This window comes from Streptomyces sp. DSM 116793 (assembly GCF_057320905.1).
Genome location: NZ_CM170494.1, coordinates 5,730,716 through 5,747,150, shown reverse-complemented (window position 1 = coordinate 5,747,150; position 16,435 = coordinate 5,730,716). Strand labels below are relative to the sequence as shown.

The window sequence follows — 16,435 nt, the reverse complement described above, 5'->3', positions numbered from 1 at the left end:
TGGCGAGCTGACAGCTCTCGTCGTGGCCGAGTGCGCGGTTCCCCGCGCCCCCGAGGTGGGCCGGGGCGCAGCCCCGAAGGTCAGGAGAGCCACCGTTTCCAGACGGACGGGTGTGTGTTCACCCACTTCTCCGCCGCCGCCTCGGGCGACATCTTCTGATCGGCGATCATCAGGGAGACCTCGTTCTGGTCCTCCAGCGACCAGTGGAACCGCTTCAGCAGCCGCGCCGCCTTCCCGCCCCCGTGGGCGAAGCCCGCGTTCAGATATTTCTGGAGCGGCGTCTTCGGATACGCGCACGCCACCTTCGCGGCGTCCGCGTCGCAGCCCTCCTTGTACGGCGGCAGCTTCACCTCTGTCATCGGCACCTTCTTGAAGAGCCACTGCGGCTGGTACCAGTACGTCAGATACGGCTTGTGCTGCTTGGCGAACTGCTTCATCTGGGTGATCTGGGCCGCCTCGGAGCCGGCGAACACCACCTGGTAGTCCAGGTGCAGGTTCTTCACCAGCGCCTTGTCGTTGGTGACATAGGACGGGGAGCCGTCCATGAGCTGGCCCTTGCCGCCGCTCTCGGGCGTGCGCAGCAGCTTCGCGTAGCGGTTGAGGTTCTTCCAGTTCGTGACGTCGGGGTGCCGCTCGGCGAAGTACGTGGGGACGAACCAGCCGATGTGTCCGGTGACCCCGAGGTCGCCGCCCCTGACGATGGTCTTCTTGTCGTCGACGTACCGCCTCTCCTGCTCGGGGTGGCCCCAGTCCTCCAGGATGGCGTCGACACGGCCCTGGCTGAGCGCGTCCCAGGCGGGCACCTCGTCGACCTGGACGGTGTCCACGCGGTAGTGCAGCTCGTGCTCCAGCAGATAGCTCGCCACGGCCACGTTGGCCTGCGCGCCCACCCAGGACTGCACGGACAGCGTCACCGTCCTGGCGCCCTGGGCGTTGGCGAACGGCGAGGTCTGCTTGGTCATGTCGGCGGCGCCGCAGCCCGCCAGGGCGACCAGGGCGCCCGCGGCGAGCCCGGCGGTCCACGCCCTGGACGTGCGCCGGAACCGTGCCGGGCGCCCGAGCCCGGTCATGCGCCTGGACGAGGTACGCATCTCAGGCCTCCTCTCCCGCGCGCCGCCGGGTGGGCTGGGTGACCCGGTCCAGCATCAGTCCCAGGCAGACGATGGCCGCGCCCGCCACCAGGCCGGTCGCCAGGTCGCCCTGGGCGAGGCCGAAGACGACGTCGTAGCCGAGCGCGCCGCCGCCGACCAGGCCGCCGATGATGACGACGGCGAGGACGAGCACCACGCCCTGGTTGACGGCGAGCAGCAGCGCGGGCCTGGCCAGCGGCAACTGCACCTGCCGCAGCTGCTGCCCGCCCGTGGCGCCGAGGGAGCGCGCCGCCTCCAGCGCGGCGGAGTCCACGGTCCTGACGCCCTGCGTGGTGATCCGGACGACGGCGGGCAGCGCGTAGACGACGGCGGCGGCGACGGCGGGCGCGCGGCCGACGCCGAAGAGCGCCACCACCGGGATCAGGTAGACGAACTGCGGCATGGTCTGCAGGACGTCCAGGACGGGCCTGAGCCAGCGTTCGAGACGGCGGCCGCGGGCGGCCCCGATGCCGACGGCGAAGCCGAGCACCAGGGTGACCGCCACGGCCGCGAGCACCTGCGAGAGGGTGTCCAGGGAGGAGTCCCAGACGCCGAGCACCCCGATCGCGGCCATCGCGAGGACCGCGGTGAGCGCGGTCCGCCAGGTGCCGATCAGCCAGGCCAGCGCGGCCACCACCAGCAGCACGGACCACCACGGCAGCCACTGGAGGCCGGAGCGGAGCGGGTCCAGCACCCAGGTGGTGAAGTGGCCCGCCCAGTCGGCGGTGCCGCCGACGTAGGGCACGCCGGTGTAGAGGTGGTCGGTCATCCAGTCGACGGCGCGGTTGACGGGCTCGGCGATGTCCACCTCCCACGAGCCGGGCCACTCCTGCCGGCCCGCGGTGCGCGCCCCGGCCGCCACGGCGACCGTGAGCACGGCGGCAAGCAGCCAGCCGGGCCACCGGCGGAGCAGCGCCAGCGCCCGGAGCCCGCCCAGGCCGCCCGCCCCCACGGCGTCCTGTGCGCCCCGCGCGCGCAGAGCACCCCACGCGCCGTTCCCGTCTCCCGCGGCCCCACCGGACCCGAGCCGCTCCCCGGCCGCCGCCGTCGTCCGGTCCAGCACCACGGCCAGCAGCACGATCGGAACACCGGCGGCGAGCGCGGCGCCGACGTCGACCGAGGCCAGCGCCTGGTAGACGCGGTCACCGAGGCCGCCGGCGCCGATCACGGAGGCGATCACGGCCATCGACAGCGCCATCATGATCGTCTGGTTGACGCCCAGCATCAGCTCGCCGCGGGCCAGCGGCAGCCGCGCCGTCAGCAGCCGCTGCCGGGCGGTGGCGCCGAGCGACGTCACCGCCTCCATCACCTCCCTGTCGGCGCCGCGCAGCCCGAGCGCGGTGAGCCGGGTCATCGGCGGCGCGGCGTAGACGACGGTGGCGAGCACCGCGGCCGGCACCCCGATGCCGAACACCAGTACCACGGGCAGCAGGTACGCGAACGCGGGCAGCACCTGCATGGTGTCGAGCACCGGCCGCAGCGCGCGGTGCATCCGGTCCGACAGCCCCGCGGCCAGCCCAAGCAGCCCGCCGACCAGCACCGACGCCAGCACGGCGACCACCATCAGGGCCAGCGTCTGCATGGTGGGCACCCACATGCCCAGCAGCCCGCACACCAGGAACGCGGCGGCCGTGGTCAGCGCGAGCCGGAAGCGGGCGAGCTTCCAGGCGACCAGCGCCGCGCCCGCGGTGACCCCGGCCCAGCCCGCGGCGAGCAGCACCAGGTAGACGGCGCGCACGCAGACCACGACGGCGTTCGAGATGTAGCCGAAGAAGTACAGGAACAGCGGGTGGCTGTCGCGGTTGTCGATGATCCAGTCACTGGCCCTGCCGAGCGGCCCCGAGACGTCCACGGTCAGCGCGTGGGGCCAGGCGGCGCCGGGCCAGTGCGCCTCGGCGAGCGGCACCAGCACCGCGGCGAGCACCGCGAGCGCCAGCAGCTTGGCCGCGGCGCGCCGGCGCCCGGTGGTGCGCAGCGGCGCGACGGCCCCGCCGGCCGCCGGGGCAGGGGCGGTGGCAGCGGTCATCTCAGGCCACCTCCCGCCCACCCGGCGCGGCGTGTCCGGCGCCGGGGGCCACCGGGCGACCCGCGCCGCCCGCCCCGCCGGGTCCCGGCCGGCCGGGACCGCCCGGGCCACTGCCGTCGCCGCCCGCGGCCCCGGCGATGACCTCCAGCAGCCGTTCGTGGTCGACCACGCCGAGGCACCGCCCGTCCTGCATGACCCGGACCGGGAAGCCGGTGCGGGCCACCGCCTCGATGGCCTCGGAGACGGTCGCGCCGGGCCCGATGGCCGGGCCCCGGCCGGTCTCGTCGGGGTCCGGGGGGCGCATCGCGGTGCGCACGGTCAGCACCTGCTCGCGCGGCACGTCGCGGACGAAGTCCCGTACGTAGTCGTCCGCGGGCGAGCCGACGATCTCCTCGGGCGTGCCGAGCTGGACGATGCGGCCGTCGCGCATCAGCGCGATCCGGTCGCCGAGCCGCAGCGCCTCGCCGAGGTCGTGGGTGATGAAGACCATCGTGCGGCCCTCCTCGCGGTGCAGGCGGATGACCTCCTCCTGCATGTCCCGCCGGATCAGCGGGTCGAGCGCGCTGAACGGCTCGTCGAAGAGCAGCACCTCCGGGTCGACGGCGAGCGCCCGGGCCAGCCCCACGCGCTGCCGCTGGCCGCCGGAGAGCTCACCGGGCCGCCGCTGCTCCAGGCCGTCCAGGCCCACCTTGGCGACCACCTCGGCGGCCCGTTCGCGCCGCCGGGCGCGCGGCACGCCCTGGATCTGCAGGCCGTAGGCGACGTTGTCGAGCACGGTGCGGTGCGGCAGCAGCCCGAAGTGCTGGAAGACCATGGCGGTGCGGTACCTGCGCAGCTCGCGCAGCCGGCTGCGGTCCATGGCGCGGACGTTCTCACCGTCGATCGTGATCTTCCCCGCGGTCGGCTCGACGAGGCGGGTCAGGCAGCGTACGAGGGTGGACTTGCCGGACCCGGACAGGCCCATGACGACGAAGACCTCGCCCTCGCGGACGCTGAACGACACATCGCGCACGGCGGCCGTGCAGCCGGTGCGGGCGCGCAGCCCGGCCGGGTCGAGCCCGGCCAGCTCCGGATCCGCGGGCACCCGGCCCGGCTTGGGCCCGAAGACCTTCCACAGGCCGTCCACGGCGAAGACGGGCGAGCCGTCCAGCCGGCCGCCGCCGGACGCGGCGGTCTGCTCGCCGCCGGGCGCCGGGTGGCCCGGTGACGCGGGCCGCGCCCCCGGGGCCGGTGGGCGCCGGGCGGGCCTGGGGTCGAAGGGCTGCTGGGCGGACGGCATGCTCATCGGGCCTCCTCACGCAGCAGTTCGGCACAGCGTTCTCCGGTCATGAGCACCCCGATCATCGGGTTGACGGCGGGCAGGGTGGGGAAGACGGACGCGTCCGCGATCCGGATGCCGGCAAGGCCCCGGATCCGCAGCTGGGGGTCGACGACCGCGAGCTCGTCGTCGGCGGCGCCCATCCGGCAGGTGCCCGCCGGGTGGTAGACGGTGTGCGCGACCCGGCGCGCGTACTCGCTCAGCTCCTCGTCCCCGGTGATCCCGGGCCCCGGGCACACCTCGCGCTTCAGCCATCCGGCGAGCGGCTCGGTCCGGGCGATCTGCCGGGCGATGCGGATGCCGTCGACGAGGGTGCGGGCGTCGTAGTCCTCCTCGTCGGTGAAGTAGCGGAAGTCCAGGGCGGGTTTGACGGCGGGGTCCGCGCTGGTCAGGTAGAGCCGGCCGCGGCTCCTCGGCTTGGGGATGTTGGGGGTCATCGACACGCCGTACGGGGGGCGCCGGTAGCCGAGCCGCTCGGGGTTGTCGGTGAACGGGATCTGGTAGAAGTGGAACATCAGGTCGGGGCCCGGGCTCGCCGGGTCGCGCCGCACGAACAGGCCCGCGTCGCTGTCCATCGCCGAGTTCTCCGGGATGGGGCCCTCCGTCTCCCAGACGATCACCGACTCGGGGTGGTCGAGCAGGTTCTCGCCGACGCCCGGCAGGTCGTGCAGCACCGGGATGCCCAGGTCCTGGAGGTCCTTCGCGGGGCCGATGCCGGAGTGCAGCAGCAGCCGCGGCGAGTCCACGGCGCCCGCGCACACCAGCACCTCGCGGCGCGCCCTGACCAACTCCTCCGTGCCGTCCGCGGTGCGCACCCACACGCCGGTCGCCCGGGTGCCGTCCAGCTCGATCCGGTACGCCCAGGTCTGAAGCATCAGGTGGAGGCCCGGCCGGTCCAGGAACGGGTGCAGATACGCGACGGAGGCACTGGAGCGCTTGTTGTCCTCCGGGTGGTAGGCCAGGTCGAAGAAGCCGGCGCCCTCGGTGAACGGCTTGGCGTTGAACCCCTCCACGAGCGGCACCCCGACCGCGGCCTGCGCCGCGGTCACGAAGTCCCGGGCGATGGCGTTGCGGTCCTTCTCGTGCACCGGTACCACGTTGTTCAGCAGCCGCGCGAAGTACGCCTCCATCTGCACGGCGCCCCAGCCGGCCGCGCCGGCCGCCTCCCACTCGTCCCAGTCGGACGGCAGCGGCTTGAAGGCGATCAGGGTGTTGTGCGAGGAGCAGCCGCCGAGCACCCGGGCGCGGCTGTGCCGGATGTGCGAGTTGCCGCGCGGCTGCTCGGTGGTCGGGTAGTCGTAGTCGAGCTCGCCACCGAGCAGGCCCATCCAGCGGCGCAGGGTCAGCACCTCGGGCCGGTCGACGTCACTGGGGCCGCCCTCGATCACGGCGACCTGCGTGTCGGGGTGCTCGGTGAGCCGGGAGGCGATCACGGATCCGGCCGTGCCGCCGCCGATCACGACGTAGTCGTACTCAGGCATGGTCAGTTGCTCCTCTGGCGTGCGGGCACACGGTGCTGCTGCGGCGCCCGGGCACGGGCCCGCCGGGCATCCGCGGTGCGCCGCGGGGGCTCGGCACGGGGACGGCCCCGTGCCCGGGACGGACGGCTCCGTACGCGGTGCGCACGAGGCCTTCAACGCACGGCTCCGTACGCGGGCGCACGAGGCCGGGGGTCAGCCGGTGAACCACCGGACCGGTCGGGGTGCCAGGTTCTGGTACACGTGCTTCGTCTCGCGGTACTCGGCGAGCCCGGCGGGGCCCAGTTCGCGGCCGGTGCCCGACTTGCCGAACCCACCCCACTCCGCCTGCGGCAGATAGGGGTGGAAGTCGTTGATCCAGACGGTGCCGTGCCGCATCCGGCGGGCCACCCGCCGGGCGCGGCCCGCGTCCTGTGTCCACACCGCGCCCGCGAGGCCGTACTCGGTGTCGTTGGCGAGCGCCACCGCCTCGTCCTCTGCTGTGAACGTCTCCACCGTCAGCACCGGCCCGAAGACCTCCTCGCGGACCACCCGCATCCCGCGGTGGCAGCGGTCCAGCACCGTGGGCTCGTAGAAGTAGCCGGTGGCGGGGCGGACCGCGGACGGCTCGGGACGCTTGCCGCCGGTGCGCAGCACGGCGCCCTCCGCGAGCGCCGACGCCACGAAGCCCTCCGTCCGCTCGCGCTGCTGCCGGGAGACGAGGGGCCCGCACTCGACGCCGTCCTCCGTGCCGCGGCCGAGCCTGATCAGGGCGGCCCTGCGGGCCAGTTCCGCGACGAACCGCTCCGCGACCGACTCCTCGACGATCAGCCGGCCGCCCGCCGAGCAGACCTGGCCGCTGTGCATGAACGCGGCGTTCAGCGCCTGGTCGACGGCGGTGTCCAGGCCCGCGTCGGTGGCGCAGGCGTCCGCGAAGACGACGTTCGGGTTCTTGCCGCCCAGCTCCAGGGCCACCTTCTTGACGCCCGCCGCCGCCAGCCCGGCCACCTTGGTGCCGCTGACCAGGCCGCCCGTGAAGGAGACCAGGTCGACGTCCGGGTGGCCCGCGAGCCGCGCCCCGACCGGGTCGCCGGGCCCCGTGACGATGTTGGCGACCCCGGTGGGCAGCCCCGCCTCCGCGAGCAGCCGGACCAGCGCCACCGTCGTCAGCGGGGTCAGCTCGGAGGGCTTGACCACGAAGGTGTTGCCCGCCGCCAGCGCCGGGGCGATCTTCCAACTGGCCTGGAGCAGCGGGTAGTTCCACGGCGCGATCAGCGCGCAGACGCCGACGGGCTCGTGGACGACGACGCTGTGGACGTCGGCGGAGCCCGCGTCGACCACCCGGCCGTGGTCCTCCGCGCCCACCAGGTCCGCGTAGTAGCGGAACGTGTCGGCGACGCAGTCCACGTCCGCACGGCCCTCCGCGAGGGTCTTGCCGGTGTCGCGGCTCTCCAGCAGCGCCAGTTCCGCACGGTCCCGAGCGAGCAGGGCGGCCACGGCGCGCAGCACGGCGGCGCGCTCCGCGACGGGGGTGTCCGGCCAGGGACCCTCGTCGAAGGCGGCGCGGGCGGCCGCCACGGCGTCGTCCGCGTCCTCCGCGCCGCCCTCGGCGACCTCCGTGAACGGCTTGCCGTCCGCCGGGTCGATGATCTCGCGCGTGGCCCCGGAGAGGGCCCCGCGCCACTCCCCGCCCACGTGGATGCTCTGCTGTGCGGACACCTTCCGTATGCCTTCCGTCGCGCTCTGCTGCCGACCGGGCCCTGCCGGCGGCCGAGCGCCTTCCCTCGGCGGCCGAAAGCATGCGAGATCCACACGGGATCCCCCCGTGAACGCGCCGACCCCCACAGCAAGTGCGGCGCCAGGTGGCGGAACTTACGCTGATGGGTGCCGAAGGGGGATATGTCCCAGGAGGTGTGTGATGGCATCGACGTCGCCCAGGAAACGGCGGGCCGAGCGAGAGGGCCGACGGGTACCGCCGGCGCGCCGGCGGCTGCCCCGCCCTGCCGGGTACGGGCTCCTCACCACGGTGAGCTGTGCCGCCGTCGCGCTGGCCGCGCTGCCCGCCGCGCCCAGCTCCGCGGGTGCCCCGCAGCGGACGCCGGCGGCCGCCCTCGCCACCGACGGCGGCAACAACGGCATCGAACGGCTCAGCGCCCAGCAGATCGCCGACCGGAGCACCAGGGCGTTGCAGGGCGCCTCCTCGCTGCACGCCCACCTGAACGACCGCACGGCACGCTCCGACCCGCACCGTCCCAGCTCGACCGACCTGCGCCTGGACCGGCGCGGCGACTGCACGGCCGGCCTCGGCTACGGCAACGGCGGCCGGGTGTCGCTGGTGAAACGCGGCAACCAGGTGTGGCTGCGGCCCAACGACACGTTCTGGAAGACGCAGCTGCCGGGCAGGACCGGCCGCACCGCCGCGTCGTTCCTGCACGGCCGCTGGGTGCACGGCACCACCGGCAGCACCTTCCTGAAGGAGGCCGCGCGGCTGTGCGACCTGGGCGGCTTCCGCAGGGAGGTGCGCACCGCGGCGATCGCCGCGAGCGGGCTGCGCAAGGGGCGCGCCACCACGGTCGCGGGCACGCGCGCGGTGCCGATCAGCGGCACCCGCAGCGGCAGGTCCAGCACGCTCTTCGTCTCGGCGGAGGGCACGCCGTTCCCGCTCAAGGCGACCGTCCGCGGCAGGCAGGCGAACGTGGACGTCACTCTGTCGGACTACAACAAGCCGGTACCGACGAAGACGCCTCCGGCGTCGGACTCGGTGGACGTGTCCAAGCTGGAGGCACGGCTGTCGTCGGGGTAGCCGCGCCTACGGTGCCCCCGTCGTGGGCTGTGCCCCGCCCCTACGGGGCTGACGCCTCCGTCGGGGCGGGGCACTCCGTGAGCGGGGGACAGAACCACGCGAGGGCCGTGGCCAGGACCTCGCGCTCGTCGGACCTGCCGTCCGCCTCCCGGCCGTACGAGGTCAGCGCGTACAGCTTGCCGTCGGCCGCCTCGAAGCGGTGGTCGACGACGTGCCAGCCGCCGACGTCGGGCTCGGCGGTGAGCTTGTCGGTGAGGTATTCGAGCCGGGCGGCCGGACGGCCGTCGGCGTCGGTTGTCTCCTTGAGGGACAGCTTCTTGAAGCCCTTGGACTTGGGGACCTGGTCGAGGAACGTCTGCAAGGAGGCGCCCGGCGAGGGGTCCTCCACCTCGAAGACCTGGAGCCTGCGGGAGCCGTCCGGGCTTCGGTAGTTGACCACCGGGAAGCCGTAGCTGGAGCCGGCGGTGGAGCGCTGCCAGTCCTCGGGCACGGCGATCCGGAACCCCTCGGGGTCGTCCACCTCCCCGTACCCGGCCGGCAGGCCGCCCGGTGCGGCCGAGGCCGACGGGGCGCCGGGGCCGCCGGGGCCGCCCGGCGAGTGGCTCGGCGCCTGGCTCGGCGGGATGACCCAGTACCCCTGCGGCTTCGGCGGCTCGGGCTCGTCCTTCCAGCCCAGGGCGTAGGTGCCGAACCCGAGGCCGCACACGGCGAGGACCGTGACCGACGCCAGCAGGGCCCGGTACTGGCGCAGCGCGTCACCGCGCTGGAGCTCGCCGAGCCGCTTCTCCCGCTCGCCGCCGGCCCACTCCTGGCGGTCGGCGTCGAAGCGTCTGACCATCTCGTCCCCCTCGGATGAACGGTGCGCGGAACGGGCCGCGGTGCCGCGGACGCGGGCGGGCGGCCGGTGCTCAGGCCAGCAGGGGTGCCAGGGCCTGGATGACGGTGGTGACGGCCGCGGCCGTGCCCGCGGCCGGGCCGTACGCCGCGAGGCTGCCCAGCAGGCGGGCGAGCAGCGGGCGCGGGGCCTGACCGTGTCGGGTGATCTCGCCCTCCACCTCGGCGAGTTCGGCGTCGAGCCCGGCGCCCGTGCCGGCCGCGGCCTCCTCCGGCAGCCGCCGGCGCAAGTCGCGGACGGCGGCGAGCAGCTCCTGCTGGGCCGGGTCGAGGCCCTGGACGGTGAGGTTGACGGACTCGGCCCTGCCGTGCTCGCCGGTGGCGAGGGAGCCGCCGCTCATCGAGCCGATGCGGATGGTGGTGCCGCCGCCGGGGCGCTCCGCGGGCGCCGGTGCGCCGGAGGCCGCCGGGTCGTCGTCGGTGGTCATGCGATGCTCCCCTCCGTGTGGGTGGCCCTGCCGTGGGTGCCGGTGGCCACCGCGCCGCCGGACATCTCGCCGATGTAGAGGCTGCTGTTGATGGTGGTGATGTTCTGCTCCAGGCGGTCGGTGCGGTAGCCGCCGGCCTGCAGGGCGTCGCGGACGCCCTCGCCGATCCGGTCCTGGAGGGTCCGGATGTAACGGGTCACGTCCATTTCCTGGAACAGCGACAGCTCGTCGGTGCTGCCCAGCTCGCGCAGCGAGACCCCGGGCGCGTCCGGGGCGGCCAGCCGGGGCGGGGCCAGCCTCAGCCGGAGCTCCGAGCGGAGGGTGCGCAGCGCGCCGACACCGATCGCGACCCCGTCCGCGGGGGCCGCCACGGCCGCCCGCAGGGCGTCCCGCAGCGGCCCCGCGGGCTCGGCCGCGACGAGGGCGTCCACGGCGCGGAACTCCGGGACGATCGGGCCGAGTACGTGCGGCACCACCTCCAGGACCAGCATGCCGCCCTGGGTGTGGACCCTGACCAGCAGTGAGACCACGACCTGCTCGTCCCAGGCGCCGACCCGGACCCGCAGGAAGTGGCGCCGCGCCTCGCCGCCCTCGCCCACGGCCTCGGAGAGGTGCCGGACGACCTGGGTCTCGTCGTACACGGGTGCGGGCTGCTCGCCGTCCTCCGTGTGCAGCGGCTCGTCGCGCCCGACACCGGACGGCAGGTAGACGAACTCCTCGATCTCCAGCGCCCGCAGCCGGTCCTTGCCGCCGGCCGCGGCCGACTTGCGCAGGGCGCGCAGCTTGGGGCCGATCATCTCGATGACGTCCCGCGCCGTGAGCGGACCGGACGGCGCGTCAGGTGCCGTGCGGGGTCCGGGCAGGGGGGACGCGGCCGGGGCCGGCTCGCCCTCCGCGCGCGTGCCGTCCTCACCGCCGCCCCCTTCGCCGTCCTCCCGCTTCCTGCGCTGGAGCTCCAGCACGACCAGCCAGGGCCCCCGCGGGGTGCCGGCGCCGACGAAGGGGCGGTGCGGGTCGTAGAGGGTGAGGCGGGCGCGCTGCTCGCGCTCGATGAGGCCGGCCGTGTGCGCGTACCGGGCGGGCAGGGGCGGGGGCTGGGCCGTGGCGAAGGTGCGCCGGGCGAGCGAGGTGCGCAGGGTCTGCCGCCGGGCCGACTCGTGCCGCCAGATCACCGCGGCGACCAGCAGCGGGAAGACCACCGGGTACGGGGTGTCGGCGATCGTGCCGCACGCGGCGTACCAGTACAGGACGGCGACGACCCGGGCCACCAGCCGCAGCGCCCCGGCGGCGTTCCTCCGCAGCCACTTCAGGCCGCCCGGCAGGGGCACCTTGCGGAGCACCTCCGACAGGTCCACGCCGCCCGCGGAGACCAGCCGGGAGAACCACAGCAGGAGGACGACCACCGCGTACGACAGCGCCCAGCTCAGCTGGGAGAAGACGAGGCCGGGCCCCTGGACCTCCGGCCGGAACCCCGCCACGGCCTCCGGCCGCACGAAGAGCAGCGGGATGTCGCCCGCGGACAGGCCGGAGTCGCCGCCGTGGGCGTCCGCCAGCGCGTCCCAGGTCATGACGGCGTCGCTGACCAGGAAGCCGGCCCAGACGGCGAGCAGCAGCAGGGCCGTGCGCGCCTCCTCGCGGCGGGCGTGCAGGGCGTGGGCGAGCACCGGGAGCACGTCGGCGCCGAAGGCGGGGGCCACCGGGCGCTGGGCCTGGCCCACCAGCTCGTCGATGACGCGGGTGCGGAAGCGGGTGCTGAGACGGGCGCCCGCGCACAGCAGGCGAGTGGCCTCGGTGTGGCTGTGGTCCCGCACGGCCTGCCCGGCCGGCTCGCTCTCCATGTCCGGTCCCCCGATGTCCCGGCCGACTCCGGCCGGGCGGGCCGGAGTCGGCGGAGCTGACGCGTCGAGTCCAGACGGTAGCGGAGAGTGCACGGTATGGCCACGGCGATACCGCAAGCGTCGCCTTGATGAGTGAATCTGCTGCCCCCGCCGGGGAGTTGGCGGCCTCGGCGGCCCCGGCCCGCCACCGCGCGGGCGGGGCGGGCGGGGCGAGCCGGGCGGGCCGGGGGCGTCGCGGGGGCGGAGGGTTCCCCCTCGCCGGAGGGACGGCACCCCCGGGTGACCCGGAGGGGTCAGATCAGGCCGAGGGCGCGGACCGCGTCGCGCTCGTCGCTCAGCTCCTTGACCGTCGCGTCGATGCGGGTGCGGGAGAACTCGTTGACGTCCAGGCCCTGGACGATGCTGTACGCGCCGTCCTCGGTGGTGACCGGGAACGAGGACATCAGGCCCTCGGGGATGCCGTAGGAGCCGTCCGACGGGACGGCCATGGAGGTCCAGTCGCCGTCCGGGGTGCCGTTGACCCAGGTGTACACGTGGTCGATGGCGGCGGACGCGGCGGACGCGGCCGAGGAGGCGCCGCGGGCCTCGATGATGGCGGCGCCGCGCTTGGCGACCGTCGGGATGAAGTCCTCCGCGAGCCACTTCTCGTCGTTCACGACCTCGGCGGCGTTCTTCCCGCCGATCCGGGCGTGGAAGATGTCCGGGTACTGGGTGGCGGAGTGGTTGCCCCAGATGGTGAGGCGGGTGATGTCGGAGACCGCCGCGCCGGTCTTCTTGGCGAGCTGCCCGAGGGCGCGGTTGTGGTCGAGCCGGGTCATGGCGGTGAACCGCTCGGCCGGTACGTCGGGCGCCGCGGAGCGGGCGATCAGGGCGTTGGTGTTGGCCGGGTTGCCGACGACGAGGACCTTGACGTCGTCCGCCGCGTGGTCGTTGATCGCCTTGCCCTGCGGCTTGAAGATGCCGCCGTTGGCCTCCAGCAGGTCACCGCGCTCCATGCCCTTGGTGCGCGGCCGGGCGCCGACGAGGAGGGCGACGTTGGTGCCGTCGAAGGCGACGTTCGGGTCGTCGCTGATGTCGATGCCCGCCAGCAGCGGGAACGCGCTGTCGTCCAGCTCCATGGCCGTGCCCTCGGCGGCCTTCAGCGCCGGGGTGATCTCCAGCAGCCGCAGCCTGACCGGCACATCCGCGCCGAGCAGCTGACCGGAGGCGATGCGGAAGAGCAGTGCGTAACCGATCTGGCCGGCCGCGCCGGTGACGGTGACGTTCACGGGAGTGCGGGTCATGGCGTTCTCCGTTGGCATCTGGCGGTGGGGGTCCCTGCCCCTGGTGTGGTCTCTCGGCATCAAGAGATCGCCGTCAGGCTATCGCGCCGGGCACGCCCCGGCCGCGCAGGGCCCTGTGGCCCGGCCCACAGCGGCCCGGACGTGCGGGCCGCGCCCCCGCGGGCGGCGCGGAGGACACCCCTCGGGGGCGTCCGACGGCCGGGAGAACGGCGGCCGTTGCGCAGCCGGCACGGACACGGCGGCCGCTCACCGCCCGGGCGGGGGAGGGCGTGAGCGGCCGCCGTCGGGGGTGTGGCCACTCCCGTGGGGGTATGGGTCCGGTTCCCCGGCTCGGCGGAAGCATGCGCCCTTCTCACGAAATCCTCGCCGCGGGCCGGCCGTCGGGAGCTGTTCGCACATCGCCCCGAGACGGGCACACGGTGCCGGAACGGATACCTCCATGCCACGGCGCCCCGCCGGGTCTTGAACGGTTTCGGCAGGTCGAAGAACCTGTGGGGCAACGGCCGACGGCCCCAGGGGGAACGCCCGGGAGCACGACGGGGCGGGGCCGGAGCGCCGGCCACGGCCGGTGCGGCACGAGCGGCGGCGCCCGTCCTCCACCGAGGGAGAGGACGGGCGCCGTCTTCCGCGTACGGCCGGGCTTCGGCGGTCGCAGGCTCAGCTGGTCAGCTGATCGTGAAGTGCAGCATGTCGTCCAGGAACGGGATCTCCAGCCAGGGGTGCGGCTGGGTCATCATCGCCAGGAGCGCTATCGCCGTCCCGAGCACCCCGTACGTGACCATGTCGGTGAAGCGGGAGCGGACCGCCAGCATGCCGACCGACGGCAGCGCCCAGCGGAGCAGCGCGCCGGCGATCAGCCCCAGGCCGACCAGCAGGGTGCCGCCGCGGAAGACGTCGAACGCGGTCATCAGCAGTCCGACGCCGACCAGGCCCAGCACGGCGAGCACCGGCCACTGGCGGGCCGGCGCCGGGGCGTCCCGGGGCGCCGCCCGGCCGCCGCCCTCGGGCCGCGCGGTGTCCCGGGTGAAGAGCGGGAAACGGCGCGAACGCCGCGCCGGCACGCCACCGCCCTGCCCAGCGCCACCGGCGCCCGCGCCCGCGCCAGCACCCGTGCCCGGACCGCCACCCACGCCCGCACCCGCGCCGGAGCCCACGCCCGCGCCGGAGCCGGAGCCCACGCCGGAGCCGGAGCCCACGCCCACGTCGGGACCGGAGCCGCCACCCGCGGCCGTACCCGGGCCGCCACCCGCGGCCGCACCGGCGCCGCCGCCCACGCCCCCGCCGGAGCTCCCGGCGGCACCGCCCACAGCGGCGGCCGGCGTGCCCGGCTCGCCCGTCACGACGTCTCACCCCCCGCCCCGCGCTCCGCGGCCTCGACGACGTTGACCAGGAGCTGGGCGCGGGTCATCGGGCCGACACCGCCGGGGTTCGGGGAGAGCCAGCCGGCGACCTCGGCGACACCGGGGTGCACATCTCCGACGATCTTGCCGTGCTCGTCGCGGGAGACGCCGACGTCGAGCACCGCCGCGCCCGGCTTGACGTCCTCGGGCTTGATCAGGTGCGGCACGCCCGCGGCGGCCACGATGATGTCGGCGCGCCGCAGGTGGGCGGCGAGGTCGCGGGTGGCGGTGTGGCACTGGGTCACCGTCGCGTTCTCGGAGCGGCGGGTGAGCAGCAGCGGCATCGGGCGGCCGATGGTGACGCCCCGGCCGACCACCACCACGTCCGCGCCCTTGATCTCCACGCCGTGCTGCCGCAGCAGCCGGATGATCCCGTACGGGGTGCAGGGCAGCGGGGCGGGCTCGCCGAGGACCAGGCGGCCGAGGTTCATCGGGTGCAGCCCGTCGGCGTCCTTGGCGGGGTCCATCAGCTCCAGCACGCGGTTCTCGTCGATGCCCTTCGGCAGCGGCAGCTGGACGATGTAGCCGGTGCAGGCCGGGTCGGCGTTGAGCTCGCGGACCACCGCCTCGATCTCCTCCTGGGAGGCGGTGGCGGGCAGCTCGCGCTGGATGGAGGCGATGCCGACCTGGGCGCAGTCGCGGTGCTTGCCAGCGACGTACTTCTGGCTGCCCGGGTCGTCGCCGACCAGCAGCGTGCCGAGGCCGGGCAGTACGCCCTTCTCCTTGAGCGCCGCCACGCGGGCGGTCAGGTCGGACTTGATCGCGGCTGCGGTGGCCTTGCCATCGAGAATCTGGGCGGTCATGCCCCCCATCCTCGCTGATCGGCGGGGCGCGGTTCCAATCCGGGCCCCCGCACCGGGACCGGCGGCCCGGGCACCAAGATCGGCGAGGTTGCGCTTGCACAACACATACGGAATGCGGCTGGACAATACGATGGCGCTTTATAACGATTGACGTCGCAGCACCGCGGACTGTGCCGGGGGGACGGGGCCGCTTCCATACCGCCTTCCTCCTTCGTGCGAACCGCGTCGTCCCCGCACTTCCCACGGAGGAACCGCCAGATGAGCTTCGGCGACCCGAACAACCCCTACGGCCCACCGCCCCAGCAACCCCCGGGCCAGGCCGCCTATCCCCCGCCGCCCCAGGGCCAGCCCGGCTACGGCTACCCGCAGGCACCGCAGGACCCCGCCGGCTACGGCTACCCCCCGCAGCCGCCGATGTACCCGGGGTACCCGGGCGGGCCCATGGTGCCGCCCACCATGCCGGGGCTGATGGTGACGGCGCGGGTCTTCCTCTACATCGTCGCGGCGGTGCAGGTCCTCATCGGCATCGGCCTGATGTACGCGGCGGCGACGGTCAACGACATCTCGAACTCCGGCGCGGACGTCTTCGGCGACAACGTCGCCTCCGACCTCGGCCAGGACGCGGCCGGCATCATCGCGGTCGTCGCCGCCGTGTTCCTCGCGCTGTCCGCGCTCTCCATCACGCTCGGCGTGAAGTTCGCGCGCGGCGGCCAGGGCGTGCGCATCACCACCATGGTGTACGGCATCCTGGGCGCCCTGGTCGGCGTCCTCTCGCTGGTCAGCGCCGCGAGCAACGGCTCCGGGGTGGCACTGCTCTCCGCGCTGCTGTGGATCGTCTTCGGCGGCATCATCGCGGCGGCGATGATGGTGGCCCCCAGCACGGCGTGGTTCAACCGGCCCAGGTACTGACACAGCCGGCAGGCGCCGCATACCGGAGCCTCCACACCGCCTCGCGAGGGACGAGCGGGCTCCCCACGGCCCGCTCCGAACCCGAGCCGCTCCGTGCGCACCGGCGTCCGGGCCCGGTGTCCGGGCCGGCCCGCTCCGTGCGCACC

General features: G+C 74.6%; 13 protein-coding genes. 2 read left to right on the top strand and 11 right to left on the bottom strand.

The window, feature by feature from the left end; genetic code table 11:
- Nucleotides 1-80: 80 nt before the first annotated feature.
- From ACSMXW_RS22525 to ACSMXW_RS22505, 5 genes are all read right to left on the bottom strand, one after another.
- On the bottom strand, nucleotides 81-962 hold the full coding sequence (locus tag ACSMXW_RS22525; RefSeq protein WP_485808224.1) for an ABC transporter substrate-binding protein: 882 nt from the start codon (nucleotides 960-962) through the stop codon (nucleotides 81-83).
- A 130-nt stretch (nucleotides 963-1,092) separates the two neighbouring features.
- Nucleotides 1,093-3,156 carry an ABC transporter permease gene (locus ACSMXW_RS22520; RefSeq protein ID WP_485798810.1) on the bottom strand — a complete coding sequence of 688 codons (2,064 nt, stop codon included), beginning with the start codon at nucleotides 3,154-3,156 and terminating at the stop codon, nucleotides 1,093-1,095.
- Between the two features lies 1 nt (nucleotide 3,157).
- Nucleotides 3,158-4,435 (bottom strand): quaternary amine ABC transporter ATP-binding protein, encoded by a 1,278-nt coding sequence (locus ACSMXW_RS22515; RefSeq protein WP_485808222.1) that lies wholly within the window; start codon nucleotides 4,433-4,435, stop codon nucleotides 3,158-3,160.
- Nucleotides 4,436-4,437: 2 nt separating this feature from the next.
- A complete protein-coding gene (locus ACSMXW_RS22510; RefSeq protein ID WP_485798809.1) occupies nucleotides 4,438-5,955 on the bottom strand; it encodes a GMC family oxidoreductase in 1,518 nt (505 codons plus the stop codon).
- Between the two features lie 192 nt (nucleotides 5,956-6,147).
- Entirely contained in the window at nucleotides 6,148-7,650 is a 1,503-nt protein-coding gene (locus ACSMXW_RS22505) for an aldehyde dehydrogenase family protein (protein ID WP_485798807.1), read from the bottom strand.
- 199 nt (nucleotides 7,651-7,849) lie between these two features.
- Here ACSMXW_RS22505 and ACSMXW_RS22500 point away from each other — a divergent pair, with 199 nt between their 5' ends.
- A complete protein-coding gene (locus ACSMXW_RS22500; RefSeq protein WP_485798805.1) occupies nucleotides 7,850-8,734 on the top strand; it encodes a hypothetical protein in 885 nt (294 codons plus the stop codon).
- Between the two features lie 40 nt (nucleotides 8,735-8,774).
- On the opposite strand, the gene ACSMXW_RS22495 is transcribed toward ACSMXW_RS22500, so the two are convergent.
- The 6 genes from ACSMXW_RS22495 to ACSMXW_RS22470 all read right to left on the bottom strand — a co-directional run bounded on the left by ACSMXW_RS22495 (nucleotide 8,775) and on the right by ACSMXW_RS22470 (nucleotide 15,380).
- Nucleotides 8,775-9,572 (bottom strand): hypothetical protein, encoded by a 798-nt coding sequence (locus ACSMXW_RS22495; RefSeq protein ID WP_485798803.1) that lies wholly within the window; start codon nucleotides 9,570-9,572, stop codon nucleotides 8,775-8,777.
- Between the two features lie 70 nt (nucleotides 9,573-9,642).
- Nucleotides 9,643-10,056: a hypothetical protein gene (locus ACSMXW_RS22490; protein ID WP_485798801.1), complete on the bottom strand. Its 414-nt coding sequence runs from the start codon at nucleotides 10,054-10,056 to the stop codon at nucleotides 9,643-9,645.
- Nucleotides 10,053-11,894: a hypothetical protein gene (locus tag ACSMXW_RS22485; RefSeq protein ID WP_485798800.1), complete on the bottom strand. Its 1,842-nt coding sequence runs from the start codon at nucleotides 11,892-11,894 to the stop codon at nucleotides 10,053-10,055. Before ACSMXW_RS22485 ends, ACSMXW_RS22490 begins: the two co-directional genes overlap by 4 nt.
- 293 nt (nucleotides 11,895-12,187) lie before the next feature.
- Complete coding sequence (locus ACSMXW_RS22480) at nucleotides 12,188-13,177, bottom strand: malate dehydrogenase (RefSeq protein WP_485798799.1); 990 nt, start codon at nucleotides 13,175-13,177, stop codon at nucleotides 12,188-12,190.
- A 665-nt stretch (nucleotides 13,178-13,842) separates the two neighbouring features.
- Complete coding sequence (locus tag ACSMXW_RS22475; protein ID WP_485798797.1) at nucleotides 13,843-14,517, bottom strand: DUF3017 domain-containing protein; 675 nt, start codon at nucleotides 14,515-14,517, stop codon at nucleotides 13,843-13,845.
- Nucleotides 14,514-15,380 carry a bifunctional methylenetetrahydrofolate dehydrogenase/methenyltetrahydrofolate cyclohydrolase gene (locus ACSMXW_RS22470; protein WP_485798795.1) on the bottom strand — a complete coding sequence of 289 codons (867 nt, stop codon included), beginning with the start codon at nucleotides 15,378-15,380 and terminating at the stop codon, nucleotides 14,514-14,516. Before ACSMXW_RS22470 ends, ACSMXW_RS22475 begins: the two co-directional genes overlap by 4 nt.
- 258 nt (nucleotides 15,381-15,638) lie before the next feature.
- Between ACSMXW_RS22470 and ACSMXW_RS22465 the strand changes: the two genes are divergently transcribed.
- A complete protein-coding gene (locus tag ACSMXW_RS22465; protein WP_485798793.1) occupies nucleotides 15,639-16,289 on the top strand; it encodes a hypothetical protein in 651 nt (216 codons plus the stop codon).
- Nucleotides 16,290-16,435: the final 146 nt, after the last annotated feature.